This window comes from Cupriavidus sp. FW305-27 (genome assembly GCF_058787995.1).
In genome coordinates this window covers 12,432-36,093 of record NZ_JBYTAG010000070.1, presented here as the reverse complement: position 1 = coordinate 36,093, position 23,662 = coordinate 12,432, and the positions used below count along the sequence as shown (strand labels likewise).

Below are 23,662 nucleotides of genomic sequence, written 5' to 3'. Positions count from 1 at the left end.
GTCTCCTGCCGCCCCCACCACCCGATAACCATGACCGCATTTTTCCATCGCCAGGACGGCGCGCTTGCCGTCGAGCAGGTGCCGCTGGCGCGCATCGCCGCTGAATTCGGCACGCCCACCTATGTGTACTCGCGCGCGGCGCTGACCGCTGCCTACCAGGCCTACGCCGCCGCCTGCCAGGGCCGCAAGGCGCAGGTCCAGTACGCCATGAAGGCAAACTCCAACCTGGCGGTGCTGCAGGTGTTTGCCAAGCTCGGCGCCGGCTTCGACATCGTCTCGGGCGGCGAACTCAAGCGCGTGCTGGCCGCCGGCGGCGACCCGCGCAAGGTAGTGTTCTCGGGCGTGGGCAAGAGCGCGGCGGAAATGGAACTGGCGCTGGCACATGACGTGCGTTGCTTCAATGTCGAGTCGATCCCCGAGCTGGACCGCCTCAACGAAGTGGCCGGCCGCGTGGGCAAGCGTGCGCGCGTGTCGCTGCGCATCAACCCGGACGTGGATGCCAAGACGCACCCGTATATCTCCACCGGCCTGAAGGGCAACAAGTTCGGCATCGCCTTCGAGGACGTGCTGCCGACCTACCGCGCCGCGGCCGCGCTGCCGCATCTGGAAGTGACTGGCATCGACTGCCATATCGGATCGCAGATCACCGAGGTCGAGCCCTATCTGGAAGCACTGGACAAGGTGCTGGACGTAGTCGAGGCGCTCGAGCGCGACGGCATCCGCCTGGAGCATATCGACGTGGGCGGCGGCCTGGGCATCACCTACACCGACGAAACCCCGCCGGACATCACCGGCTTTGCCACCACGCTGCTGGAACGCGTGGCCGCGCGCGGCCACGGCCACCGCGAGGTGCTGTTCGAGCCGGGCCGCTCGCTGGTGGGCAACGCCGGCGTGCTGCTGACGCAGGTGGAGTTCCTCAAGCCCGGCGCGGCCAAGAACTTCTGCATCGTCGATGCCGCCATGAACGACCTGGCACGCCCGGCCATGTACGAGGCCTACCACCGCATCGAGCCGGTGGTGCTGCGCGACGCGCAAGCGGCGACCTACGACATCGTCGGCCCGGTGTGCGAATCCGGTGACTGGCTCGGCCGCGACCGCGCGCTCGCGGTGCAGCCGGGCGACCTGCTGGCAGTGATGTCGGCCGGCGCCTACGGCTTCACCATGAGCTCCAACTACAACACCCGTCCGCGCGCCGCCGAAGTGATGGTCGATGGCGCCAGCGTGCACCTGGTGCGCGAGCGCGAACTGGTCGAGGACCTGTTCCGCGACGAGCGCCTGCTGCAGGACTAAGACCCCAAGCCCGGCCCGCCTACGCGGTGGGCTGGCGCGCCCCCGCGGGCTTGCGCAGCCGCCACCACAGCCGCATCCCCAGCAACACGAACACCACCGCCGCATAGATCGACACTTCGCCAAAGTCGTTCTTGCCCGCCTTGTGCCACCAGTAGTGCAGGATGGCCAGCACCGCGATCGCATAGACCAGCTTGTGCAGCGCCTGCCAGCGCTTGCCGCCCAGCCAGCGCACCATGCCATTGGTGGAAGTCAGCGCCAGCGGGATCATCAGCATGAAGGCGGTGAAACCCACCGTGATGAAGGGCCGCTTGTACACATCCTTGATCATGTAGGCGAGGTCAAAGCCGCGGTCCACCCCGATCCACAGCAGGAAGTGCTGCAGGCCGTAGAAGAACGCGAACAGGCCCAGCATGCGCCGCAGCTTGATCAGCCAGTTCCAGCCAGTGAGGCGGCGCATCGGGGTGATGGTCAGCGTCAGGCACAGCATCACCAGCGTCCAGGTGCCGGTGGAGCGCGTCACGAATTCAAGCGGATTGGCGCCGAACTGCTCCGTGGCACCCAGGTACAGCAGCCGTACGAACGGCAGCAGCGCCAGCAGCCAGACCGCAAGCTTGAGCGCGCGCACGCGCTGCGGCGACAGCGTGGCCAGGCCGGCCGGCTTGCGCGCCGCCACGGCGGCGGCGCTGGTGGAAGAGGTAGCCATGCGCTCGCCTTGCATCAGAAGAACTTCTTCAGGTCCATGCCCTGGTACAGCGACGCCACCTGCTGGCCGTAGCCATTGAACGGCAGGGTCTTGCGCTTGGGTGCGAACAACGCGCCAAAGCCGCTGCCGCGCTCCTCGCCGATGCGGCGCTCGGTGGCCTGGCTCCAGCGCGGATGGTCCACGTCCGGATTCACGTTCGAATAGAAGCCGTATTCCTGCGGCGCGGCCAGGTTCCAGCTGGTGGGCGGCTGCTTGTCGACAAAGCGGATCTTCACGATCGACTTGGCGCTCTTGAAGCCGTACTTCCACGGCACCACCATGCGCACCGGCGCGCCGTTCTGGTTGGGCAGGACCTCGCCGTACAGGCCGAAGGTCAGCAGCGCCAGCGGGTGCATGGCCTCGTCCATGCGCAGGCCCTCGCTGTACGGCCAGTCGAGCACGCCGCTGCTGACGCCGGGCATCTGCTTCTTGTCGGCCAGCGTGATGAACTGGATGTACCTGGCACCAGGCTGCGGCTCGACGCGCCGGATCAGCTCGGCCAGCGGGTAGCCGACCCACGGGATCACCATCGACCAACCCTCCACGCAGCGCAGGCGGTAGACGCGCTCTTCCATTGCCGCCAGCTTCATCAGCTCGTCCAGGTCATAGACCTTGGGCTTCTTCACCAGCCCCTCCACCGACACCTGCCATGGGCGCGGGCGCAGCGTGCCGGCGTTGCGCGCCGGGTCGGACTTGTCGGTGCCGAATTCGTAGAAGTTGTTGTAGGTGGTGACGTCCTCGAAGGGCGTGCGCTTGTCGGTGATGACATAGGCGTTGTTGGGCGTGGCGGCCAGCTTCTGGCCGTGCTGCCCCTGCGCCAGGGCCTGGCGCGCAAACCACGGCGCCAGCGTGCTGCCGGCTGCGCCGGCCGCGGCCAGCGCCAGCATGCGGCGGCGCGCTTCGAAGACGTGACGGGGCGTGACCTCGCCGGCGGCGATATCGCCGCCGCGCAGCCATTTGGGGGAAGGGATCAGCATGGTTTTCCTCGTTGCCTGGCCGTGCCGGCGCCGGTCGCGCCCACACGCTTGCAGGATTGGACTCTGGCCTTGGTCGGAGAGTGCTGGCCAGTCCTGACAGTTTTTTGTGCCTGCGTCGGAATGCCGCGGGTCATGAGGCGCCAGGCGCACGCAATGTGCCGCCAGCACCTCGCGCGCGGCTATCCGCCCTGGTATTGCTGGTACACCATCTGAGCCACCGTGAGCAGCCGCGCCCGCTCCAGCGGGCCCGCCAGCGCAAAGCCCAGGTCGCGGTCGATCCAGTAGAAGGCCATCATCGGGTCGCGGCCGGCGGCTGGCCGCCTGGAGCCTGCGCCTGGCATGCGCTCGACGCGGAAGCCCGTATCGGGCGTGCCCTGTGCCATGCGCCGCAACTGCAGCGACAGGCGCGTACCGTCGTCCGCTTCATACATCAGGATGGCCGACGGGCCGCCTTCGGCCACGCCCAGGCGGCCGCCAATCAGGTGGAAGCCCTGCGCGCGCAGGTCCGGCACCTGCAGCGCCGTGCCCAGGCGCTTGGACAGCCATGCGATCAGATGGGCCTCTTCCGTCGCCGCGACTTCAACCGGGTGGCGCATTTCCGGAGCGTAGACCGCGTGCGTCGCCAGCGCCTCGCGCGCAAAGCGCTCGCCGGGCGCCAGCACCAGCGTGCTGCCGCCAAGGCGGTCATGCGCCAGCCAGCCGAGAGCGCTGCCCACCGCCAGCAGTGCCACCGACGCGCAGGTGGCCGCCAGCGCCATCGCCCAGCGCGGCCTGGTTCGCGCGGCATTGCGCTTGCGATCTCCGTGCAGCCCCGGCGGCAAGGCCGCGAGCGGTACGGGTTCGTTCAGTACGGGATCCAGCGCCCCGTGCAGGGCATCGGCCTGCCTGCGCCAGACTGCGACCTGTGCCGCCGCCTCCGGATGCTGCGCCAGGTACGCCTCCACGGCGGCGCGCCGCGCGCCGGAAAGCTGGCCATCGGCGTAGGCATGTAGATCGGCTTCGTGGATGGCGGACATCATTTCACCCGCTGCAGGGGCTTGCCGGAAGCTGCCGGCACGGCAGCGGGCGCCTTGCCGTCGAGCAGCCGCCGCATCTGCTCGCGCGACCGCGCCAGGCGCGACATCACCGTGCCCTGCGGAATATCGAGCACGCGCGCGGCCTCGGCGTACGTCAGTTGTTCCAGGCTGACCAGCAGCAGCACCGCGCGCTGCGCCTCCGGCAGTTGCGCCAGCGCCTGCACCAGGTCGCGGCGCAGACCGGGGTCGTCAGCGGGGGCGCTGACCTCGGGCAGCGTCTCGGTGGTGACCACCAGTTCCTTCCTGCGCACGGTATTCAGGCGCAGGCGGTGCATCAGGGTCAGCAGCCACGGCAGCAGGCCATCGGCGCCGTCGCCCCACCAGGCGCCGGGGCGCAGGCGGAAGCGCCAGCGGTAGCGCAGCGCGCGCTCGAGCGTGTCCTGCACCAGGTCGTCGGCCAGCGCCGCGTCGCCGGTGAGGCCGCGCGCATGGCGCCGCAGCCGCGGCGCCAGCGCGACGAGCTGGCCGTCAAACCCTTCCATGCCGTGGCTGCGGTGGCTGCCGAAGCGTCAGGGCTTGGCCACGTGCCAGACGTTGTTGAGGTTGTCGCCGGTGCGGTCGCCCGGCTTGGCGTCCTTGGCAAAGCGGTACAGCGGCATGCCGCGGTACGCCCACTGCTTGCCGCCGTCATCGCGCGTGATGATGGTGTACTGGCCCGACGCATTGCTGCCAGGCGCGGCCATCAGCGGCGGCCAGTTGGTGGCGCACGGGCCATTGCAGGCGCTCTTGCCGCTGCCGGCGGTGTCGCGGTCGAAGGTGTACAGCGTCAGGCCCTGCGGATCGGTCAGCACGCCACTGGTCACCTTCACCGTGGGCGGCAAGTTGCCGGCGCCGCCGCCACCGCCCAGGCCCATGCCGGAACAACCGGCGAGCAGGACAGCCGCACAGCCGAGCGCGAGCGCGGCGGGACGAACGAGGGATGCTGCAGTGGTAAGACGCACACGTGCCATGATCTTGTTCTCCATGCAAACCGGTGCCGCCAGCCGGCACCGCTCCTCAAGTAAACACCGGATGTGACGCCTTTATTCCATGGGCATCCAGAAAAATTGAAAAAAGACGAAAAAAAACCTGCCCGGAGGCAGGTTCTTGCATTGCAGCATGGCGCCGCGTCACAGTTCGCCGTAGCTGTGCAGGCCCGACAGGAACATGTTGACGCCCAGGAACGCAAAGGTCGTCACCAGCAGGCCGACCAGCGCCCACCAGGCCGCCACCGTGCCGCGCAGGCCCTTCATCAGCCGCATGTGCAGCCACGCCGCGTAGTTCAGCCAGACGATCAGCGCCCAGGTTTCCTTCGGGTCCCAGCTCCAGTAGCCGCCCCAGGCCTCGGCCGCCCACAGCGCGCCCAGGATGGTGGCGATGGTGAAGAAGGCAAAGCCGACTGCAATGGCCTTGTACATCACATCATCGAGCAGTTCCAGCGATGGCAGGCGTTCGGCCAGGATGCCGCGCTGCTTGAGCAGGTAGGCCACCGAGACCATCGCCGCCAGCGCAAAGGTGCCGTAGCCGATAAAGTTGGCCGGCACGTGGATCTTCATCCACCAGCTTTGCAGCGCCGGCACCAGCGGCTGGATCTCCTGCGCATTGCGGCTGACCGTGTACCACAGCAGGAAGCCCACCGCGGCCGACACCACCAGCATCACGAACGGACCCAGCGCGCGCGTGGCGTAGCGGCCTTCGTAGTAGAGGTAGAACAGCGAAGTGATCAGCGTGAACAGCACGAACACTTCATAGAGGTTGGAAATGGGGATGTGGCCGATGTCCGTGCCGATCAGGTAGGACTCGTACCAGCGCACCAGCAGGCCGGTGAAGCCCAGCACCACCGCGCCCCAGCACAGCTTGCTGCCGATGCTGTAGCCCGTGTTCGAGCGCGCCGCCAGCCCGAGCCAGTAGAACAGCGTGGACAGGAACACCAGCGCGCTCATCCACAGGATGGCTGACTGGCTCGACAGGAAGTACTTCAGGAAGAAGGCCTGGTCCGCGCGCGCCAGCTGCCCCTGGTAGAGCTGGATCGCGAACAGCGACAGCGCGGTGAGCGCCAGCATCAGCGGGCGCACCGCCTTCCAGTGCCAGCCGAGCAGCGCGAAGGTAGGCACGGCGCCGATCAGCACGGCCTTGTCGTAGCCATCCATCCACTGCCCGTATTGCGACAGCGCCACGCCGGCGCCAACCGCCAGCGCCAGCGCAAAGAGCCAGTCCACCCAGGTCAGACGGCGCAGGAAGGAAGGTTCGAGATAGGCCTCGTCAGCGCCGGTGTCGGCGCGCGTGGTGCCGCGCATGGCGGGACCGGCCTGGTTCACATTTGAGGACATAGCGTACCTGCTCAATTCAGTGGGGGGTGCCGGCGGGCTCGGGCGCCTCGCTGCGGCCCCCTGCGGCGCGGCCGATATCGTCACGCAGCGCCGTGAATTCCTTTTCGAAATCCATCGTGCGGCGCTGGGTCGACATCGCCATCAGCACATGGCTGCCAGGCTCGGTGTCGCCCTCGGCGGGCTTGTCTTTCACCCAGATCCAGACCCGGCGCTCGCGGATATAGAACATCGCGAACACGCCCAGCACCAGCAGCAGACAGCCAAGATACACGATGTTCTTGCCCGGCGCACGGGTCAGCTGGAACACGCTGGCCTTGATCTCCTTGAAGTCGTCGAGCTGCAGGAACACCGGCGCGCCGTAGAAGAAACTGTCCGACAGCGCGTTGATGGCCTGCTGCAGGAAGGTGCCGCTCTGGGCGCTATTGGCCACCACCGGCAGCTTGTCCTGGGCGCGCGCCAGCTGCCACAGCTCCCACATCGAACCGTTCAGGATCTTCAGGAGCACGTCGGCGGCCTTCTGCTGCTCGGCCGGGGGCACGGATTTCTCGAGGAAGGCGGCGATCGCGGTGAAACCGCCCGGGGGCGAATCCGGCGTGGGCCGCGTGGCGCCGGCGAACAGGTCGAGCGCACGCAGCGAGCTTTCGGCCAGCTGGCGGCGCAGGTCGGCCTTGTCATCGCCCGGCATCGACGCCAGCGCAAAGCGGCGCGCGGCTTCGCCGCGCAGCGCGCGGTCCTGCAGCGCGGCGCGCAGGCGCATCCAGTCGGCCACGCTGCCCTGGTCGTCGGCGGGGATGCGCAGATAGCGGAATGGTTCGCTGGGCGATTCACGCATGCCGGCCAGGAACACCGACTGGCCGTCCATCTGCACCGGCACCATGTAGTTGTTGAACTCGCGCGCCTGGCCGGTGCGGTCGCGCAGCTTGTACTGCACCGACGGGCCGACATTGCGCAGCGTCTTGGCGCGGTCGGTGCTGGCGGCGGCGCCCAGGTGCTTTTCCAGGGTCTCGTTGAACGATTTGCGCGCCACGCCACGCGCGTCGGGCTTGCCCGAGGCATCGGTGACGTTCTCGATATTCATCAGCCGGAAGTCGCTGAACTCGACCGTCAGGCCATCGCTGTCGGCGTTGGTGCCGGTGCCCGCCAGCGGCTTGTTGCCGCCCACCGCGCCATCGATGGTGAAGGTGGCGTGGCCGCTGCCCTGCATCGGGTAGCCGACGAACTTCAGGCGCGAGCCGCCGTCCTCGAAGCTGGACTGGTAGATGGCGATGCCGTCGACGATCAGCGGCTCGTTCACCTTGATGGTGGCCTCGGTCTGCTTGCCGGTGGCGCGGTCGGTCACGATCACGTCCGAGGCAAACAGCTTGGGCATGCCGGTCTCGTAGAAATCGACCTTGAACTTCTTGAGCGTGATCGCGAAAGGCAGGTCCTGCACCAGCGCGCCGTCCGAGATGTTCAGGATAGCGGTGGAGACGGTCGAGCCCTCGGGCACGTAGGCGTTGCCGCGAAAGCCCGGGTTGCTCGCCGACAGCCGGTGCTGCGGCGGGATCTCGCTGATGACCGCGTTGCCGCTGATCGGGGTCTTGCCGCCCAGCCACATCTGCGCGCGGATCAGCAGGTCGCCGTCCAGCAGGCCGCCAATACAGATCACCACGATGGCGGTGTGCGCCAGGATATAGCCGGCCTTGTTGGCCGCGCCGGCCTTGGCCGCCAGCAGGGTGGCGCCGTCATGCTCGACCGCCTTGAGGCGGTAGCCGCGGTTGCGCAGCAGCGCCGACAGGCGGCTCACCGCCTCGGTGCGCGGGCGCGCGCCGTCGAATTCGCCGCGGTGATGGAAGGCGCGCAGGCTGCGCTCGCGCACATGGTCCTTCCACGAGCGCATGTCCGCCACCATCCTGGGCGCATTGCGGATCAGGCAAAGGCTGGTCGACACCACCAGGAAGGCCAGGATCAGCAGGAACCACCAGGAACCGTAGACCTTCTGCAGCGACAGCGTGTGGAACACATCGGCCCAGAACGGCCCGAACTGGTTGACGTAGTTGGGATACGGCTCGTTCTGCTTGAGCACGGTGCCGATCACGCTGGCGATGGAGATCACCGTCAGCAGCGCGATCGCGAAGCGCATCGAGGACAACAATTCGACCGCGTCGCGCAGCACGCGGTGAGAGGTCTTCAGGTGCAGCCCTGAAGTGGAAGCGGTCGACATGTGCAGGGAAACCTAAAACAACGTGCGGCTGGAAATGAAAAAAGGGCGGACATGCTTTGGCAAGCAGGCCACCCTTTTCGATTGTGACAGGCGCGTTCGGTTGCATGCCGCGGCCCCCCGCCGGAACGGGGGACCGCCAAACCAACGCGCCGGCGCCTGGCGGGCGCCAGCGGAGTCGCGGAATCGTTATCGAACGCCGGCGACGTAATCCGCCACCGCCTTGATCTCGGCATCCGACATCTTGGCGGCGATGGTCGTCATGACCGGGTTGTTCTTGCGGGTGCCCTGGCGGAATGCCACCAGTTGTGCCTCGGTATAGTCCGCCCACTGGCCGCCGATGCGCGGGTACTGGGCGGGGATGCCGGCCGCAGTAGGACCGTGGCAGGCGGCGCAGGCGGGCACGCCCTTGGCTGCGATGCCGCCGCGGTAGATCTTCTGGCCGGCTTCGATGGTGTCCTTGTTCTTGGCGGTGGCCGGCTTGAGCGACTGCTTGGCCAGGTAGGCGCCGACGTTGCGCATTTCCTCGTCGGTCAGCACCGACGCCATCGGCACCATGATCGCGTTGTTGCGTGCCTTGGACTTGAAGTCGGCCAGCTGCTTGTGGACGTACTCGGGATGCTGGGCGGCCAGCTTCGGGTTGGCGGCGGCGGCACTGTTGCCGGCGGCGCCGTGGCAGCTCAGGCAGGCGGGCACATTGCGGTCGGGGGCACCTTGCGTGTACAGCGTTTCACCCTTGGCCGGGTCAGCCTTTGCGGCGGCCTGCTCTGCGGCAGATGCCATTCCGGAAAGGGCGGCGGCAGGAACGGCCAAAGCCAGGACACCCAGAATCTTCGCAATGCGGTTCATTCGCACACCTTCTCTGAATTGTTTTGGATACCGTGATGCGTGCCGCCCCGGCGCTTTGCCGGCGGTGAGGACGCGCCGGTGCAAAGGCTGGTATCGTGGCGACCCGCGCGCGGCTGACCGATCCGCAAAGCGCTGGCCGTGGCGGCAGACCCCGCCAGCCCGCTCCCGCAGCCGCCGCACCCTCCGGTGCAACGCGCAATGCGGGGCAAAGGCCCTGCCCACGATGGAACGACACACTAGGCTTCCCGCCCGGACGACGGCAGCCGAGGCACGCGGCCATGGATGCCACGCGTCACCCGTTCAGGAGACCGTAAACCGGCGTATTGTACAATAAGTTATGTGCCGGATTGATGCCTTGCGCCTTGTCATGCCCCTTTCGGGCTGCGCCAGATCAACCCCGGCGGGCGGCCCAGGCCGCCAGCCATCCCACCCTGGCGAGACCCCGGCCCCGGCATGCGCAATGCGCACAGCCTCCGCGGCCCGCCCCACCGCTCTAGCGCATGTCCCTTCTTCACCAGGCCCGCTTCTTCATCACCGTGAACCACCTGCGCGACCTGCCCGCCACGGCCGTGCCGGAGGTGGCGTTCGCCGGCCGCTCCAACGCCGGCAAGTCCACGGCCATCAACATCCTGTGCAACCAGAAGCGGCTGGCGTTCTCGTCGCGCACCCCCGGGCGCACGCAGCACATCAACTATTTCTCGGTGGCGCCGGTCAAGGCGCCCGACCCGCTCGCCTTCCTGGTCGACCTGCCCGGCTACGGCTATGCCGAGGTCTCGGGCTCGGCCAAGTACCACTGGCAGGGGCTGCTGAGCGACTATGTGCAGACGCGCCAGCAACTGTCCGGCCTGATCCTGATGATGGACGCGCGCCGTCCGTTCACGGATCTCGATTGCCAGATGGTGGAGTGGTTCCTGCCGACGGGGCGCCCCATCCACGTGCTGCTGACCAAGGCCGACAAGCTGACCAACAGCGACAACGCCAAGGCGCTGCGCGAGACCCGCAAGATGCTGCAGGGCTACGCCGAGCAGATGGAAACACCGGTGCCGATGACGGCACAGCTCTTCTCCAGCCTGAAGCGCCGCGGCATCGAAGAGGCGCAGGGCGTGATCGCCGGCTGGCTCAACCTGCCGGAAGCGCAGAAGGCCGAAGCCCGGTCCGCAGCGGAGAAGAGCGAGCCGCCTGCTGCCGATCCCGCAGTGTAATCACCAGGTCAGCACGCAAAAAAAAGCCCCGCTGCAAGCAACGGGGACAAACTTTCCCGCCGCTGGGGCGGGTACCCGCTCAGGGAGGAGTAGCGGGGGACACCGCGCCACGCAGGGCGCAACGCAAAGTGTCCGCGAGTATGATAGCGGGCACGCTCAAAAGTTTAGTTTTTCTTCGGCCAGCGGCTTTGGACCGCGCTTTGCCGCGCGCGCCGTGCTTGCCGGCCCGCTTTCCTGTCCAGCCCTACAGTCAAGAAGCCCGCCATGTCCACCTTCCCCGAATACCGCCCGCGCCGCATGCGCCGCGATGATTTCTCCCGCCGCATGATGCGCGAGCATCGCCTGTCGCCGGACAACCTGATCTACCCCGTCTTCATCCTTGACGGCCAGAACCAGCGCCAGGCGGTGGCGTCGATGCCGGGCGTCGAGCGCGTGTCGGTCGACCTGCTGATGCCGGTGGCCGAAGACTGCGTCAAGCTGGGCATCCCGGTGATCGCGCTGTTCCCGGTGATCGACCCGTCCCTGAAGACGCCGGACGGCATCGAGGCCACCAACCCCGAGGGCCTGGTGCCACGTGCCGTGCGCGCGCTCAAGGACCGCTTCCCCGAGCTCGGCGTGCTCTGCGACGTGGCGCTCGACCCGTACACCAGCCACGGCCAGGACGGCGTGCTGGACGACAACGGCTACGTCATCAACGATGTGACCGTCGAGATCCTGGTGCGCCAGGCATTGGCACAGGCCGAAGCCGGTGTCGACATCGTGGCCCCGTCCGACATGATGGATGGCCGCATCGGCGCGGTGCGCACCGCGCTGGAAGACAACGGCCATATCCATACGCGCATCATGGCGTACTCGGCCAAGTATGCGTCGGCGTTCTACGGCCCCTTCCGCGACGCGGTGGGCTCGGCCGCCAACCTGGGCAAGGGCAACAAGATGACCTACCAGATGGATCCGGCCAATACCGACGAGGCCCTGCGCGAGGTGGCACAGGACATCCTGGAAGGCGCCGACATGGTGATGGTCAAGCCCGGCATGCCGTACCTGGACATCGTGCGCCGCGTGAAGGACGAGTTCCGCTTCCCCACCTACGTCTACCAGGTCAGCGGCGAATACGCGATGCTCAAGGCCGCCGCGCAGAACGGCTGGCTGGACCACGACAAGGTGATGATGGAATCGCTGCTGGCCTTCCGCCGCGCCGGCGCCGACGGCATCCTGACCTATTTCGCGCGCGACGCCGCGCGGCTGCTGACGGCCTGAGCGGCTAACCGACAGAGCGCCTATGGAACTGCTAGGCTTCTCGGCCAGCCAGGTACACCCGCTCGTCTCGCTCACCGAGGCGGGCAACTTCCTCGGCAGCAATGCCGCGTCGCTGTTCGTCTGGGCGGATTTCTCCACAGAAGAAGTCACCGCCGCGCCGGATGCCTGGCGCGAGAGCGTGCGCCAGCTTGCCGGCGCGCCGATCCTGGACCTGCACCTGGCCGACGCCACCAATGCCGCGCATCCGTCGTATTTCGACACGACCAATGCGTACGACATGGTGATCTTCCGCAAGCTCACCTTCGAGACCAGCCGCGCCATCGCCGAGGCCGAGCCGCAGGACCCTGTGGCCGGCACGGCGAAGCCGTCCGCTGCCGAGTCCGCCGCCCGCCAGAAGCGCTATCCGCCCGGCTTCCTCCCGGCACTGGCCAAGATCGACACCCAGCCGGTCACGTTTTTCGTGTTCGACACGGTGCTGGTCACGGTGCGCTCGGGGCAATCGCGCACCGTTGACCAGGTGCGCCAGCGTCTGATCGAGCTATGCCAGGCACCACGCCCGCAGGCCACGCCCGTGCGTGGCAATGGCCAGCCGCTGCTGCACGGCGTGCGCCCGCCCAGCCGGCCCGAGGACCTGATGCTGCGCCTGCTCAATGCGATGGTCGACCGTTACCTGGAACTGCGCGCGCCGCTGACGCGCCAGCTCGACCGCTGGCAGCGCGCGCTGCTCAATTCGCGCCGCAGCTTCTCAAGCTGGGAGGGACTGCTGGATGCCCGCATCCAGCTGCGCAAGCTGGAGCACCTGAGCGAAGAGCAACGCGACGCGCTGCAGGAATTCCGCGACAGCCTGCTCGACAACCGCTTCAGCAGCGACCAGCCCGGCGGCCCGGCCAATGCGCCGGGGCGTGACGAGGTGCTGCTGGTGCGCATCAACGACGTGATGGAGCATATCCAGCGCGTGCTGGCGCACGCGCGCCGGCTGGAGGATTCGATCGAGTCGGCGGTGCAGATCCACTTCTCCGCGGTGGCGCACCGGACCAACCGCACCATGCGCGCGCTGACGCTGATCACGGCGCTGTTCATGCCGCTGACGCTGATCACCGGTGTCTTCGGCATGAACTTCGACCGCATGCCCTGGCTGCGCGAGCCGCACGGGTTCTGGTGGTCGATCGGCCTGATGGGCGCCGTGGCGCTGGGGCTGGCCGCGCTGTGGGCGCTGGGGCGGCGGCTGGAACGGTAGCCACCGCGCAGCACTAGGTACGCGTCAGGTGCTGGTACGCGTGCCGAAGGCCCGCTCCAGGCTTTCCAGGAAGCGGTTGGCCGACTGGTAGCCGATCACGCGCACCGGGCGCTCGCGCCCGTCAGGCCCGAACAGGATGATGCCGGGCGGCCCGAACAGGCCGAAGCGCTTGAGCAGCGCCTTGTCGTCGGCATTGTTGGCGGTCACGTCCGCCTGCAGCAGCACGATCTCGGACAGCCGCGCGCGCACGCGCGGATCGACGAAGGTCATGCGCTCCATTTCCTTGCAGCTGACGCACCAGTCGGCGTAGAAATCCAGCAGCACCGGCTTGCCTGCGGCGGCGGCCTGCGCCACGCGGGCATCGAGCTCGGCCACGCTGCGCACGCGCTCGAAGCGCACCGCCTGTGCGCCGGCAGCGGCTTCCGCGCCACCGCGTGCCACGCTCAGGTGCGACAGCGGCTGCAGCGGATCGCGCCCGCCCGAGGCCACGCCAATCAGCACGATCGCCGCTGCGATCGCAAACAGCACGCCCACGCCCTTGCCCACCCGCGCCAGGTTGCGCGGATCCGGGCCCAGGCCGTCAAAGGCGCCCAGGAACACCGCCGCCACCAGCAGCAGCGCCGCCAGCGCCAGCATCGAGGCCCAGGCCGGCAGCACCGGCCCCAGCATCCACAGCGCCACGCCCAGCAGCAGGAAGCCGAAGAAGCGCTTGGTGACCTCCATCCAGCGCCCGGCCCGCGGCAGCAGATTGCCCGCGCCCACGCCCACCAGCACCAGCGGCACGCCCATGCCGAGCGCCATGGCGAACAGCGCCGCGCCGCCGATCACGGCGTCGCGGGATTGCGCGATATAGGCCAGCGCCCCGGCCAGCGGCGCGGTGACGCAGGGCCCGACGATCAGCGCCGAGATCGCGCCCATTGCCGCCGCACCCGCCACCTGGCCGCCCTGGCGGCGGTTCGACGATTCGGTCAGGCGGGTCTGCCAGCGCTGCGGCAGTTGCAGCTCGTACAGCCCGAACATCGACAGCGCCAGGGCCACCATCAGCGCTGCGAACAGGCCCAGCACCCACGGTGTCTGCAGCGCGGCCGACAGGCCCTCGCCCAGCAGCCCGGCAGCCACGCCGACCGCCGTGTACACCACCGCCATGCCCAGCACGTAGGCCAGCGACACCACCAGCGCACGGCCGCGCGTGACGTGCTCGCCCACCACGATCGAGGACAGGATCGGCACCATCGGCAGCACGCATGGAGTGAACGTCAGCAGCAGGCCCAGGCCGAAGAACAGCGCGGCGATCAGGGCCAGGTTGCGGCTCGCCAGCGCGCCGGCGATACGGTCGCTGTCGTCGGCGCGCAGCACCGCGGGGGCGGCTGGCGCAGGGGCAGGCACGGCCGCCGGCGCATCCGAGCGCCCGCGCTTGCCGAACAGGTCGACCAGCCCGCTGCCGCCGACCTTGTACACGCTCTCCATCGGCGGATAGCACAGGCCCTTGTCGGCGCAGCCCTGCGAGGTGACCGTCAGCGACCACTTGCCGTCGGCCGGCGCCGCCTCCACCGGCACGCGGATGACCACGCTGTCGCGGTAGGTCTCCATCTCCTTGCCGAAGGTCTCGTCGAACTTGACCTTGCCCGGCGGATACGCCGGCATTCCCAGCTTCACGTCGGCGGGTTGCGCGGCAAAGGCGAAGCGCTCGCGGTACATGTAGTAGCCGGGGGCAACCTCGAAGCGCACCTCGACAGTCTTGTCGTCAAGCTGGCTCGCGGCGAAGCGGAAGGCCTGCTCCGGCGGCAGGAAGTCGTCTTCGGTGGCGGCATGCGCGCCGCCCGCCAGGCACACCCAGGCCAATGCCGCCAGCAGCGCTGCGGCAATATGCCGCGCCCAGACCTGCCCGCGCGCGCGCTCCGGAAGTGCCAAACCGATTGTCATCTCGCTGTTTCCTGTCTGTCTTGAACTGGGGGGCGGCGTACCTGCTGCTGCGCGGGCGCGGTTGCCCCTACTTTGCCGGCCCTGAGGCGGTCTCGGTCTCGCTGCTGACCCAGGCCAGGTACGGCGCGTAACCGGCCGTCACCGGCCACGCTATGAGTTCCGGCACGTCGTAGGGGTGATGTTGCCGGATCACGGCCTCCAGCGCAGCGTAACGTGCACGCGTGGTCTTGATCAGCAGCGGCCACTCCTGCGCGCGCTCCAGCTTGCCCTGCCACCAGTACTCGGACTCGACCGGCGCCAGGCGGTTCACGCAGGCGGCGGCGCGCGCCTCCAGCACTACCTGCGACAGGTGCGCCGCGGTCTCGGCATCTGGAGTATTGGTGATCACGACGATCACCTCGGCCGGATCGCCCGGGGCGCCGGCATCCGGCTGGCTGGCATGGCTTTGCATCGACATCTCCTTGCGGCAGGCACGGCGGCGGCCCAAAAACAAAAGAGCCAGGCAGATGCCTGGCTCGATTGTAAGCGGTGTGCCCGTACCCGTCGCCGCAGCGGCGGGCGGGAAACTACCTTATTCCGCGGCTTCTTCAGCCGGGGCTTCGGTGATTTCCGGACGATCCACCAGTTCGACCAGCGCCATCGGCGCATTGTCGCCCTGACGGAAACCGAACTTCAGGATGCGGGTGTAGCCGCCCGGACGGGTGGCGTAGCGCGGGCCCAGTTCGGTGAACAGCTTGGTGACCATGTCGCGGTCGCGCAGACGGGCGAAAGCCAGGCGGCGGTTGGCAACGGTGTCCTTCTTGGCCAGCGTGATCAGCGGCTCGACAACCTTGCGCAGTTCCTTGGCCTTGGGCACGGTGGTCTTGATCAGCTCGTGCTGGAACAGCGAGTTGGACATGTTGCGCAGCATCGCGAGACGGTGCGACGAGGTGCGGTTCAGTTTCCGCAGACCATGACGGTGACGCATGATGATTCCTTTCAGTTAAGTGTTTGACCAGCTCTTCTATCGTCCGATGCGGCTGGACGCGGGCCGGTAGTCATACGAGCCCTGGCACGAAGCCAGGGCGGTTACCGCGGTGCGGGACCAATGCCCCGCGCCACAATTACTTCTCCAGACCTGCGGGCGGCCAGTTCTCGAGCTTCATGCCGAGGGTCAGGCCACGCGATGCGAGGACTTCCTTGATCTCGTTGAGCGACTTGCGACCCAGGTTCGGGGTCTTGAGCAGTTCGTTCTCGGTACGCTGGATCAGGTCGCCGATGTAGTAGATGTTCTCGGCCTTCAGGCAGTTGGCCGAACGCACCGTCAGCTCCAGGTCGTCGACCGGGCGCAGCAGGATCGGATCGATCTGCGGCGTGCGGCTCGATGCAGCCTCGGCTGCCGACTCGGTGCCTTCCAGCGCGGCGAACACGGACAGCTGGTCGACCAGGATGCGGGCCGACTGGCGGATCGCTTCCTCGGGCGAGATCACGCCGTCGGTTTCGATGTTCATCACCAGCTTGTCCAGGTCGGTACGCTGTTCCACGCGAGCGGATTCAACCGCGTACGAGACGCGGCGCACCGGCGAGAACGAAGCGTCCAGCACGATGCGGCCGATGACCTTGCCCGACTCGTCGCCGAACTTGCGCACGTTGCCCGGCACATAGCCGCGGCCTTGCTCGACCTTGATCTGCATGTCCAGCTTGCCGCCGGCGGACAGATGGGCGATCACGTGGTTCGGGTTGATGATCTCGACGTCGTGCGGCAGCTCGATATCGGCAGCCGTGACCACGCCTTCGCCATCCTTGCGCAGCGACACCGTGACTTCGTCGCGGTTGTGCAGCTTGAACACCACGCCCTTCAGATTGAGCAGCAGGTTGACGACGTCTTCCTGCACGCCGTCGATGGTGGAATACTCGTGGACCACCCCAGCGATCGTGACTTCGGTCGGTGCATAGCCGACCATCGACGACAGCAGCACGCGACGCAGGGCGTTACCGAGCGTATGGCCGTAGCCGCGCTCGAACGGCTCCATCACGACTTTGGCGTGATGGTCGCCCAGAGGCTCGACGGCGATGATTTTTGGCTTGAGGAGTGCTGTTTGCATTAGGTTGTCCTTTTCAATACCCTCGGCTCGTTACACCGATAAGGCTGACGTTTGGAACCTGAAAATCCCATCGCGAGATGGGCGAAGCCCGACCGCGCGTACAGCGCGTCGGGCTGGAAGGGAAGCTTTGCGGCGAACGCAAGCTCTGGGCCGTTCCGCTCGCGTGATTAACGCGAGTACAGTTCGACGATCAGGCTTTCGTTGATGTCGCCCGAGATATCGGCGCGATCCGGCACTTGCTTGAAGGTACCTTCGAACTTCTTCGAATCCACCGCCACCCAGGTCGGGAAGCCCGACTGCTCGGCCAGCGACAGCGCTTCAGCGATACGGACTTGCTTCTTCGACTGTTCGCGGATAGTGACGACGTCGCCAGACTTGATCTGGGCCGACGGCACGTTCAGGGTCTGACCGTTCACCAGGATCGCCTTGTGCGACACCAGCTGGCGGGCTTCAGCGCGGGTCGAGCCAAAGCCCATGCGGTACACAACGTTGTCCAGGCGCGATTCCAGCAGTTGCAGCAGGTTTTCGCCGGTGTTGCCCTTGCGGCGGTCGGCTTCGGCGAAGTAGCGGCGGAACTGGCGCTCGAGCACACCGTAGATGCGCTTGACCTTCTGCTTTTCACGCAGCTGGTTGCCGTAGTCGGAGGTGCGTGCACCCGAGGTGCGGCCGTGCTGGCCCGGCTTGCTGTCCAGCTTGCACTTGTCGGCGAGCGAGCGACGGGCGCTCTTCAGGAACAGGTCGGTGCCTTCACGGCGGGAAAGTTTGGCCTTCGGGCCGGTATAACGTGCCACGTTGTCTTCCTTTGATCGATCGCGACGCCTTCAAGACGCGCCGCGAGTCCGTCAACGCAGTACTTCCGCAGTGCAATTCTGCACCCGGGGAGACCGTGACGGACGGTGGGCTTATTAAGCGCGCCCCGTTGCCGGGTACGACGCTGCAAGCATTTACAGTGCGCCGGCATGGGAATGTGCCGTAAGAGACATTCCCTCGACGCAAAACGAAAACCTGCCGCATTAAAATGCAGCAGGTCAACGCGCGATACTACCATATCCGAAACCGGCAGGTAAACCCACCGGGCCCGGACACACCAACGCTCAGATGCGGCGGCGCTTCGGCGGACGGCAGCCGTTGTGCGGAATCGGCGTGACGTCTTCGATGATCGCGATCTTGATGCCCAGCGCGTTCAGCGCGCGGACAGCCGATTCACGACCCGGGCCGGGGCCCTTGATGCGCACTTCCAGGTTCTTGATGCCCTGGTCTTGCGCCACGCGACCGGCGTTCTCGGCAGCAACCTGGGCAGCGAACGGGGTCGACTTGCGCGAACCCTTGAAGCCCTGGCCACCGGCGGTCGCCCACGACAGGGCGTTGCCCTGGCGGTCGGTGATCGTGATGATGGTGTTGTTGAACGAGGCGTGGACGTGCGCAATGCCGTCGGCAACGTTCTTCTTGACCTTTTTACGCGCGCGAGCGGCGTTATTCGGACCTTTTGCCATTAGTTTCTTCCTCTGCCTTCGGCTTTACTTCTTCAGAGCCACGCCGGCCTTGCGCGGACCCTTGCGGGTGCGGGCATTGGTCCGGGTACGCTGACCGCGCATGGGCAGGCCCTTGCGGTGACGCATGCCACGATAGCAACCAAGGTCCATCAGACGCTTGATGTTCATCGTGGTTTCACGACGCAGGTCACCCTCGACCGTGACCTTGCCCACTTCGTCACGAAGCTTTTCCAGGTCGGCGTCGGTCAGATCCTTGACCTTCTTGTCAAACGGTACACCGGTGGCCTCGCAAATCTTGCGAGCGCGCGAGCGGCCGACACCATAAATGGCCGTCAGGCCGATTTCGGTGTGCTTGTGGTTCGGGATGTTAACCCCTGCGATACGTGCCATTCGTCAATCCTCTTTCCGATTAGCCTTGGCGTTGCTTGTGGCGGGGATCCGACGAGCAGATCACGCGCACGACACCGTTGCGCTTGATGATTTTGCAGTTGCGGCAAATGCGCTTAACAGAAGCCAGCACTTTCATAATTTTCCTCTTCCTTCAATTCCTGTTCGCTCACTTCGTCCGGAAGACGATTCGTGCGCGCGACAGATCATATGGGGTCAGCTCGACCGTCACCTTGTCACCCGGAAGAATCCGGATGTAGTTCATTCGCATCTTGCCGGAGATATGGCCCAGTACTACATGGCCATTTTCCAACTTGACCCGGAACGTCGCATTGGGAAGGTTTTCCAGGACCTCCCCCTGCATCTGGATGACGTCGTCTTTTGCCATACCTAGCCTGTACCGATCCGAAGTCAGCGCAAGGTCAGATTGCCCTTGAAATTCGCCTTCTTCAGCAGCGACTCATATTGCTGCGACATCACGTAAGACTGAACCTGAGCCATGAAGTCCATCGTGACGACCACGATGATCAGCAGCGAGGTTCCGCCAAAGTAGAACGGAACGTTCCACCGCAGCACCAGGAATTCCGGCAACAGGCAGACCAGTGTGATATAGACCGCACCAGCCAGCGTCAGGCGCACCAGAATCTTGTCGATATAGCGCGTCGTCTGCTCGCCCGGACGAATGCCCGGAATGAAGGCACCGCTTTTCTTCAGGTTGTCTGCCACTTCACGGCTGTTGTACACCAGGGCCGTGTAGAAGAAGCAGAAAAATACAATCGCAGCAGCGTACAGCAGGATGTAGACCGGCTGGCCCGGCGACAGCGTGGCAGCCAGGTCCTTGATGAACCCGCCAACCGAGCCCGTCGCATCGGACGTGAACCAGCCCGCGATCGTCGCCGGGAACAGGATGATCGACGATGCGAAGATCGGCGGAATCACCCCTGCCATGTTCAGCTTCAGCGGCAGGTGCGACGACTGGCCGCCGTACACCTTGTTGCCGACCTGACGCTTGGCATAGTTCACCAGGATCTTGCGCTGGCCTCGCTCGACGAACACCACGGCGAAGGTCACACCGATCACGATCGCCACGATGAAGATCGCCGCGATGATGCTCATGGAACCCGTGCGGACCAGTTCGAACAGTCCGCCGATCGCGTTGGGCAGGCCCGCCGCGATACCGCCGAAGATGATGATCGAGATGCCGTTGCCCAGACCACGCTCGGTGATCTGCTCACCCAGCCACATCAGGAACATCGTGCCGGTCACCAGCGTAATCACTGCCGTGGCCCGGAACATCAGGCCCGGATCCAGCACCAGCCCAGGCTGCGACTCCAGCGCCACCGCAATCGACAGCGCCTGGAACGTGGCCAGGACCACGGTGCCGTAGCGCGTGTACTGCGTGATCTTGCGTTGCCCTGCCTGCCCTTCCTTCTTCAGCGCCTCCAGCTGCGGCAGCACGATCGTCAGCAACTGCATGATGATCGACGCCGAGATGTACGGCATGATGCCGAGCGCGAAGACGGTAAAGCGCGACAGCGCCCCGCCCGAGAACAGGTTGAACATCCCGAGGATGCCACCCGACTGACTCTGGAAAAGCTTCGCAAGCTGCTCCGGATCGATACCGGGCACCGGAATATGAGCGCCGATGCGGTACACGATCAGGGCCAGCACCAGGAACATCAGCCGGCGCTTGAGGTCGCCGTACTTCGCCGTGTTCCTGGCTTGCGCGCTTGCATTGGGTTTCGCCGTGGCCAAACGATGCTCCGACTATAACTGCCTATGCTGCGATAAATGCCTGTCAGGCTGCGATCTGGCCGCCGGCGGCTTCGATCGCGGCCTTGGCGCCAGCGGTGGCGCCCAGACCCTTGATCGTCACCTTGCGGGTCAGTTCGCCAGCCTTGATGACCTTGGCGCTCTTGACCAGCTCGCCCACCAGGCCAGCTTGCTTCAGGACCAGCAGGTCGACTTCGGCCGCTTCCAGGCGCTCGATGTCACGCAGCGTGACTTCGGCGTTGAACGCCTTGGTCAGCGAGGTGAAGCCGCGCTTGGGCAGGCGACGATACAGCGGCATTTGACCGCCTTCGAAGCCCACCTTGTGGAAGCCGCCCGAACGCGACTTCTGACCCTTGTGACCGCGACCGGCAGTCTTGCCCAGGCCGGAGCCGATACCGCGACCGACGCGACGCTTGGCGTGCTTCGAACCGGCGGCCGGTTTCAGGTTGTTCAGTTGCATCTTGCTCTCCGAGTTCCCGGTATCAGGCCAGAACCTTGACCAGGTACGAGACCTTGTTGATCATGCCGCGCACAGCGGGCGTGTCCTGCAGCTCCGACACCGAGTTGATGCGGCGCAGGCCCAGGCCACGAACAGTGGCGCGATGATCCTCGCGCGTGCCGATCAGGCTGCGCACGAGTTGCACTTTTACGGTTTTCTGCGACATTGCGTTCACCTTAACCCAGGATGTCTTCGACCGACTTGCCACGCTTTGCGGCGATTTCGCCCGGCGTGCTCATCTTCTGAAGGCCGTCCAGCGTGGCGCGAACCATGTTGTACGGGTTGGTGGAGCCGTGCGACTTGGTCACCACGTTGGTGACGCCCATCACTTCGAAGATCGCGCGCATCGGGCCGCCGGCGATCACGCCGGTACCTTCCTTGGCGGGCATCATCAGCACCTTGGCGGCGCCGTGCTTGCCAACGACTTCGTGTTGCAGCGTGCCGTTCTTCAGCGAGACCTTGACCATCTTGCGACGGGCTTCGTCCATTGCCTTCTGAACAGCAACCGGCACTTCCTTAGCCTTGCCCTTGCCCATGCCGATGCGGCCATCGCCGTCACCAACCACGGTCAGCGCAGCGAAACCGAGAATCCGGCCACCCTTCACCACCTTGGTGACGCGGTTGACCGAGATCATCTTCTCGCGGAGGCCGTCGTCGCGTTCGTCCTGTTGGACTTTTGCTTGCATCTTTGCCATGACGTATCTCTCTCTATGCGCTTAGAACTTCAGGCCGGCTTCGCGGGCGGCGTCTGCCAGGGCCTTGACGCGGCCATGGAAACGGAAGCCGGCGCGATCGAACGCGACAGTTTCCACGCCGGCAGCCTTCGCCTTCTCGGCGATGCGCTTGCCAACCACGGTGGCGGCAGCGGCGGTAGCGCCCTTGCCATCCAGTTCCTTGCGCACTTCCACCTCGGCGGTCGACGCGGAAGCCAGCACCTTGGTGCCGCACTCCGAGAAAACCTGGGCGTAAATATGCGAATTCGTACGGAACACGGTCAGACGATTGACTTTCATCTCCGCGATCTTGGCGCGGGTCTGACGTGCACGGCGCAAACGAGCGTCTTTCTTGTTCATCATTGCACCCCTTACTTCTTCTTGGTTTCCTTCAGGATGACGCGCTCGTCCGAGTAACGCACACCCTTGCCCTTGTAGGGCTCAGGCGGGCGGTACGCGCGGACTTCCGCGGCAACCTGACCGACTTTCTGCTTGTCCGCACCCTTGATGATGATCTCGGTCTGCGTCGGCGTTTCCGCCTTCACGCCTTCCGGCATCTCATGGATCACGTCGTGCGAGAAACCAAGCTGGAGCTTCAGCGCAGCGCCTTGCAGCTGGGCACGATAGCCCACGCCGACGAGGTTCAGCTTGCGCTCGAAACCGGTGGTTACGCCCTTGACCATGTTGGCCACCAGAGCACGCATGGTGCCCTGCAGAGCGTTTGCTTCACGCGATTCGTCAGCCGGGCTGAAGGTCAGCGTGTCGTTCTCGACATTGACCTTGACCAGGCTGTGAATCGGCTGCGACAGCGTACCGAGCGGGCCCTTTACGGAGAGCACGCCAGCCGCCACGTTCACTTCCGCGCCCTTGGGGAGCGCGATGGGAGCCTTACCTACACGGGACATGGTTCTCTCCTTAAGCGACGTAGCAGAGAACTTCGCCGCCCACGCCAGTGGCGCGAGCCTTGCGGTCGGTCATCAGACCCTGCGGGGTCGAAATGATCGCCACACCCAGGCCGTTCATCACTTGCGGGATGTCGCTGCGGCCCTTGTACACGCGCAGGCCGGGCTTCGAGACGCGCTCAATGCGCTCGATGACCGGACGGCCGGCGTAGTACTTGAGACCGATGCTCAGTTGTGCCTTGCCGCCATCTTCCTGGACGGCGTAGTCGTCGATGTAGCCTTCGTCCTTCAGGACCTTGGCGATTGCCACTTTCAGCTTCGACGACGGCATGACAACCGACGCTTTCTGCACGCCCTGGGCGTTGCGGATGCGCGTCAGCATATCGGCGATAGGATCGCTCATGCTCATACTGTTTCTCCTGTAGCCTGTGCGTAATTACCAGCTGGCTTTCGTCAGACCCGGGATTTCGCCCTTGAAGGCGATTTCGCGGATCTTGTTACGCGCCAGGCCAAACTTGCGGAAGGTACCGCGGGGACGACCGGTGATCGCGCAGCGGTTACGCTGGCGAGTCGGGTTCGCGTTGCGCGGGAGCTGTTGCAGCTCGAGACGCGCGCTGTAACGCTCTTCTTCCGACTTCTCTTGGTCATCGATAATGGCCTTGAGGTTGGCGCGCTTGGCGGCATACTTCGCCACCAGCTTGGCGCGCTTCTTCTCACGTTCAATCAGAGCCAGTTTAGCCACGGTTACC

At 65.9% G+C, this 23,662-nt stretch carries 29 protein-coding genes; 4 read left to right on the top strand and 25 right to left on the bottom strand.

From position 1 onward, the window contains the following. Positions 1-30 precede the first annotated feature (30 nt). On the top strand, positions 31-1,290 hold the full coding sequence (lysA, locus tag AC3WRI_RS27150; RefSeq protein ID WP_010812359.1) for a diaminopimelate decarboxylase: 1,260 nt from the start codon (positions 31-33) through the stop codon (positions 1,288-1,290). A gap of 19 nt (positions 1,291-1,309) precedes the next feature. On the opposite strand, the gene msrQ is transcribed toward lysA, so the two are convergent. The 8 genes from msrQ to AC3WRI_RS27110 form a co-directional block, all read right to left on the bottom strand. Continuing rightward, complete coding sequence (gene msrQ, locus AC3WRI_RS27145) at positions 1,310-2,008, bottom strand: protein-methionine-sulfoxide reductase heme-binding subunit MsrQ (RefSeq protein ID WP_492294444.1); 699 nt, start codon at positions 2,006-2,008, stop codon at positions 1,310-1,312. Then, entirely contained in the window at positions 2,008-3,009 is a 1,002-nt protein-coding gene (gene msrP, locus AC3WRI_RS27140) for a protein-methionine-sulfoxide reductase catalytic subunit MsrP (protein WP_010812361.1), read from the bottom strand. Before msrP ends, msrQ begins: the two co-directional genes overlap by 1 nt. 179 nt (positions 3,010-3,188) lie before the next feature. Next, a complete protein-coding gene (locus AC3WRI_RS27135) occupies positions 3,189-4,028 on the bottom strand; it encodes an anti-sigma factor family protein (RefSeq protein ID WP_492294442.1) in 840 nt (279 codons plus the stop codon). Further along, a complete protein-coding gene (locus tag AC3WRI_RS27130) occupies positions 4,025-4,567 on the bottom strand; it encodes an RNA polymerase sigma factor (RefSeq protein ID WP_010812363.1) in 543 nt (180 codons plus the stop codon). Before AC3WRI_RS27130 ends, AC3WRI_RS27135 begins: the two co-directional genes overlap by 4 nt. Positions 4,568-4,594: 27 nt before the next feature. Then, positions 4,595-5,035, bottom strand: a complete 441-nt coding sequence (locus tag AC3WRI_RS27125) for a COG4315 family predicted lipoprotein (RefSeq protein WP_011616154.1) — start codon at positions 5,033-5,035, stop codon at positions 4,595-4,597. Between the two features lie 159 nt (positions 5,036-5,194). Continuing rightward, positions 5,195-6,361, bottom strand: a complete 1,167-nt coding sequence (gene ccsB / locus AC3WRI_RS27120) for a c-type cytochrome biogenesis protein CcsB (RefSeq protein WP_136227831.1) — start codon at positions 6,359-6,361, stop codon at positions 5,195-5,197. A gap of 49 nt (positions 6,362-6,410) precedes the next feature. Next, positions 6,411-8,597 carry a cytochrome c biogenesis protein ResB gene (locus tag AC3WRI_RS27115; RefSeq protein WP_439668332.1) on the bottom strand — a complete coding sequence of 729 codons (2,187 nt, stop codon included), beginning with the start codon at positions 8,595-8,597 and terminating at the stop codon, positions 6,411-6,413. Between the two features lie 186 nt (positions 8,598-8,783). Beyond that, positions 8,784-9,443, bottom strand: coding sequence for a c-type cytochrome (locus tag AC3WRI_RS27110; RefSeq protein ID WP_010812367.1), 660 nt, complete (start codon positions 9,441-9,443; stop codon positions 8,784-8,786). A 500-nt stretch (positions 9,444-9,943) separates the two neighbouring features. Here AC3WRI_RS27110 and yihA point away from each other — a divergent pair, with 500 nt between their 5' ends. The 3 genes from yihA to AC3WRI_RS27095 all read left to right on the top strand — a co-directional run bounded on the left by yihA (position 9,944) and on the right by AC3WRI_RS27095 (position 13,139). Further along, positions 9,944-10,645: a ribosome biogenesis GTP-binding protein YihA/YsxC gene (yihA, locus tag AC3WRI_RS27105; RefSeq protein WP_492294440.1), complete on the top strand. Its 702-nt coding sequence runs from the start codon at positions 9,944-9,946 to the stop codon at positions 10,643-10,645. Between the two features lie 264 nt (positions 10,646-10,909). Beyond that, a complete protein-coding gene (gene hemB, locus AC3WRI_RS27100; RefSeq protein WP_010812369.1) occupies positions 10,910-11,902 on the top strand; it encodes a porphobilinogen synthase in 993 nt (330 codons plus the stop codon). Positions 11,903-11,924: 22 nt separating this feature from the next. Continuing rightward, complete coding sequence (locus AC3WRI_RS27095; protein ID WP_492294439.1) at positions 11,925-13,139, top strand: magnesium transporter CorA family protein; 1,215 nt, start codon at positions 11,925-11,927, stop codon at positions 13,137-13,139. A gap of 24 nt (positions 13,140-13,163) precedes the next feature. Here AC3WRI_RS27095 and dsbD read toward each other — a convergent pair whose 3' ends face one another. The 17 genes from dsbD to rpsN all read right to left on the bottom strand — a co-directional run bounded on the left by dsbD (position 13,164) and on the right by rpsN (position 23,655). After that, the gene (gene dsbD / locus AC3WRI_RS27090) at positions 13,164-15,062 is read right to left on the bottom strand and encodes a protein-disulfide reductase DsbD (protein ID WP_492294437.1); all 1,899 of its coding nucleotides are present in this window, start codon (positions 15,060-15,062) and stop codon (positions 13,164-13,166) included. Positions 15,063-15,129: 67 nt separating this feature from the next. Next, positions 15,130-15,513 carry a divalent-cation tolerance protein CutA gene (cutA, locus tag AC3WRI_RS27085; RefSeq protein WP_010812372.1) on the bottom strand — a complete coding sequence of 128 codons (384 nt, stop codon included), beginning with the start codon at positions 15,511-15,513 and terminating at the stop codon, positions 15,130-15,132. Positions 15,514-15,633: 120 nt separating this feature from the next. Then, positions 15,634-16,029, bottom strand: coding sequence for a 50S ribosomal protein L17 (gene rplQ, locus AC3WRI_RS27080; RefSeq protein WP_010812373.1), 396 nt, complete (start codon positions 16,027-16,029; stop codon positions 15,634-15,636). Between the two features lie 136 nt (positions 16,030-16,165). Further along, a complete protein-coding gene (locus AC3WRI_RS27075; RefSeq protein ID WP_010812374.1) occupies positions 16,166-17,146 on the bottom strand; it encodes a DNA-directed RNA polymerase subunit alpha in 981 nt (326 codons plus the stop codon). 167 nt (positions 17,147-17,313) lie between these two features. Next, entirely contained in the window at positions 17,314-17,937 is a 624-nt protein-coding gene (rpsD, locus tag AC3WRI_RS27070) for a 30S ribosomal protein S4 (protein WP_010812375.1), read from the bottom strand. A gap of 303 nt (positions 17,938-18,240) precedes the next feature. Beyond that, on the bottom strand, positions 18,241-18,639 hold the full coding sequence (rpsK, locus tag AC3WRI_RS27065) for a 30S ribosomal protein S11 (protein ID WP_010812376.1): 399 nt from the start codon (positions 18,637-18,639) through the stop codon (positions 18,241-18,243). Positions 18,640-18,663: 24 nt separating this feature from the next. Beyond that, a complete protein-coding gene (gene rpsM, locus AC3WRI_RS27060) occupies positions 18,664-19,029 on the bottom strand; it encodes a 30S ribosomal protein S13 (RefSeq protein ID WP_010812377.1) in 366 nt (121 codons plus the stop codon). A 19-nt stretch (positions 19,030-19,048) separates the two neighbouring features. Further along, positions 19,049-19,165 carry a 50S ribosomal protein L36 gene (rpmJ, locus tag AC3WRI_RS27055; RefSeq protein WP_008642959.1) on the bottom strand — a complete coding sequence of 39 codons (117 nt, stop codon included), beginning with the start codon at positions 19,163-19,165 and terminating at the stop codon, positions 19,049-19,051. 30 nt (positions 19,166-19,195) lie between these two features. Further along, positions 19,196-19,414, bottom strand: a complete 219-nt coding sequence (gene infA / locus AC3WRI_RS27050; protein WP_010812378.1) for a translation initiation factor IF-1 — start codon at positions 19,412-19,414, stop codon at positions 19,196-19,198. Between the two features lie 23 nt (positions 19,415-19,437). Then, a complete protein-coding gene (gene secY / locus AC3WRI_RS27045) occupies positions 19,438-20,781 on the bottom strand; it encodes a preprotein translocase subunit SecY (protein ID WP_010812379.1) in 1,344 nt (447 codons plus the stop codon). 43 nt (positions 20,782-20,824) lie between these two features. Continuing rightward, positions 20,825-21,259 carry a 50S ribosomal protein L15 gene (gene rplO, locus AC3WRI_RS27040; protein WP_010812380.1) on the bottom strand — a complete coding sequence of 145 codons (435 nt, stop codon included), beginning with the start codon at positions 21,257-21,259 and terminating at the stop codon, positions 20,825-20,827. 22 nt (positions 21,260-21,281) lie between these two features. Next, positions 21,282-21,464 (bottom strand): 50S ribosomal protein L30, encoded by a 183-nt coding sequence (gene rpmD / locus AC3WRI_RS27035; protein ID WP_010812381.1) that lies wholly within the window; start codon positions 21,462-21,464, stop codon positions 21,282-21,284. Positions 21,465-21,474: 10 nt separating this feature from the next. Beyond that, positions 21,475-21,993, bottom strand: coding sequence for a 30S ribosomal protein S5 (gene rpsE / locus AC3WRI_RS27030; RefSeq protein ID WP_006160449.1), 519 nt, complete (start codon positions 21,991-21,993; stop codon positions 21,475-21,477). A gap of 21 nt (positions 21,994-22,014) precedes the next feature. After that, positions 22,015-22,371 (bottom strand): 50S ribosomal protein L18, encoded by a 357-nt coding sequence (gene rplR / locus AC3WRI_RS27025; protein ID WP_010812382.1) that lies wholly within the window; start codon positions 22,369-22,371, stop codon positions 22,015-22,017. Positions 22,372-22,382: 11 nt separating this feature from the next. Continuing rightward, on the bottom strand, positions 22,383-22,916 hold the full coding sequence (rplF, locus tag AC3WRI_RS27020; protein ID WP_010812383.1) for a 50S ribosomal protein L6: 534 nt from the start codon (positions 22,914-22,916) through the stop codon (positions 22,383-22,385). Between the two features lie 10 nt (positions 22,917-22,926). Further along, the gene (rpsH, locus tag AC3WRI_RS27015) at positions 22,927-23,322 is read right to left on the bottom strand and encodes a 30S ribosomal protein S8 (RefSeq protein ID WP_010812384.1); all 396 of its coding nucleotides are present in this window, start codon (positions 23,320-23,322) and stop codon (positions 22,927-22,929) included. A 27-nt stretch (positions 23,323-23,349) separates the two neighbouring features. After that, entirely contained in the window at positions 23,350-23,655 is a 306-nt protein-coding gene (gene rpsN / locus AC3WRI_RS27010) for a 30S ribosomal protein S14 (protein WP_010812385.1), read from the bottom strand. Positions 23,656-23,662: the final 7 nt, after the last annotated feature.

Excerpts from the sequence above, each read along its gene's own strand:
- lysA (WP_010812359.1), top strand. The coding sequence starts at position 31 with ATGACCGCATTTTTCCATCGCCAGGACGGCGCGCTTGCCGTCGAGCAG.
- dsbD (WP_492294437.1), bottom strand. The coding sequence starts at position 15,062 with ATGACAATCGGTTTGGCACTTCCGGAGCGCGCGCGCGGGCAGGTCTGG.
- rpsK (WP_010812376.1), bottom strand. The coding sequence starts at position 18,639 with ATGGCAAAAGGTCCGAATAACGCCGCTCGCGCGCGTAAAAAGGTCAAG.
- rpsH (WP_010812384.1), bottom strand. The coding sequence starts at position 23,322 with ATGAGCATGAGCGATCCTATCGCCGATATGCTGACGCGCATCCGCAAC.
- rplF (WP_010812383.1), bottom strand. The coding sequence starts at position 22,916 with ATGTCCCGTGTAGGTAAGGCTCCCATCGCGCTCCCCAAGGGCGCGGAA.
- hemB (WP_010812369.1), top strand. The coding sequence starts at position 10,910 with ATGTCCACCTTCCCCGAATACCGCCCGCGCCGCATGCGCCGCGATGAT.
- AC3WRI_RS27125 (WP_011616154.1), bottom strand. The coding sequence starts at position 5,035 with ATGGCACGTGTGCGTCTTACCACTGCAGCATCCCTCGTTCGTCCCGCC.
- AC3WRI_RS27095 (WP_492294439.1), top strand. The coding sequence starts at position 11,925 with ATGGAACTGCTAGGCTTCTCGGCCAGCCAGGTACACCCGCTCGTCTCG.
- rpmJ (WP_008642959.1), bottom strand. The coding sequence starts at position 19,165 with ATGAAAGTGCTGGCTTCTGTTAAGCGCATTTGCCGCAACTGCAAAATC.
- rplQ (WP_010812373.1), bottom strand. The coding sequence starts at position 16,029 with ATGCGTCACCGTCATGGTCTGCGGAAACTGAACCGCACCTCGTCGCAC.
- msrQ (WP_492294444.1), bottom strand. The coding sequence starts at position 2,008 with ATGCAAGGCGAGCGCATGGCTACCTCTTCCACCAGCGCCGCCGCCGTG.
- rplR (WP_010812382.1), bottom strand. The coding sequence starts at position 22,371 with ATGAACAAGAAAGACGCTCGTTTGCGCCGTGCACGTCAGACCCGCGCC.
- ccsB (WP_136227831.1), bottom strand. The coding sequence starts at position 6,361 with ATGCGCGGCACCACGCGCGCCGACACCGGCGCTGACGAGGCCTATCTC.
- rplO (WP_010812380.1), bottom strand. The coding sequence starts at position 21,259 with ATGCAACTGAACAACCTGAAACCGGCCGCCGGTTCGAAGCACGCCAAG.
- rpsE (WP_006160449.1), bottom strand. The coding sequence starts at position 21,993 with ATGGCAAAGATGCAAGCAAAAGTCCAACAGGACGAACGCGACGACGGC.
- yihA (WP_492294440.1), top strand. The coding sequence starts at position 9,944 with ATGTCCCTTCTTCACCAGGCCCGCTTCTTCATCACCGTGAACCACCTG.
- AC3WRI_RS27075 (WP_010812374.1), bottom strand. The coding sequence starts at position 17,146 with ATGCAAACAGCACTCCTCAAGCCAAAAATCATCGCCGTCGAGCCTCTG.
- AC3WRI_RS27130 (WP_010812363.1), bottom strand. The coding sequence starts at position 4,567 with ATGGAAGGGTTTGACGGCCAGCTCGTCGCGCTGGCGCCGCGGCTGCGG.
- AC3WRI_RS27115 (WP_439668332.1), bottom strand. The coding sequence starts at position 8,597 with ATGTCGACCGCTTCCACTTCAGGGCTGCACCTGAAGACCTCTCACCGC.
- rpmD (WP_010812381.1), bottom strand. The coding sequence starts at position 21,464 with ATGTCGCAGAAAACCGTAAAAGTGCAACTCGTGCGCAGCCTGATCGGC.
- AC3WRI_RS27135 (WP_492294442.1), bottom strand. The coding sequence starts at position 4,028 with ATGATGTCCGCCATCCACGAAGCCGATCTACATGCCTACGCCGATGGC.
- rpsM (WP_010812377.1), bottom strand. The coding sequence starts at position 19,029 with ATGGCACGTATCGCAGGGGTTAACATCCCGAACCACAAGCACACCGAA.
- msrP (WP_010812361.1), bottom strand. The coding sequence starts at position 3,009 with ATGCTGATCCCTTCCCCCAAATGGCTGCGCGGCGGCGATATCGCCGCC.
- AC3WRI_RS27110 (WP_010812367.1), bottom strand. The coding sequence starts at position 9,443 with ATGAACCGCATTGCGAAGATTCTGGGTGTCCTGGCTTTGGCCGTTCCT.
- infA (WP_010812378.1), bottom strand. The coding sequence starts at position 19,414 with ATGGCAAAAGACGACGTCATCCAGATGCAGGGGGAGGTCCTGGAAAAC.
- cutA (WP_010812372.1), bottom strand. The coding sequence starts at position 15,513 with ATGCAAAGCCATGCCAGCCAGCCGGATGCCGGCGCCCCGGGCGATCCG.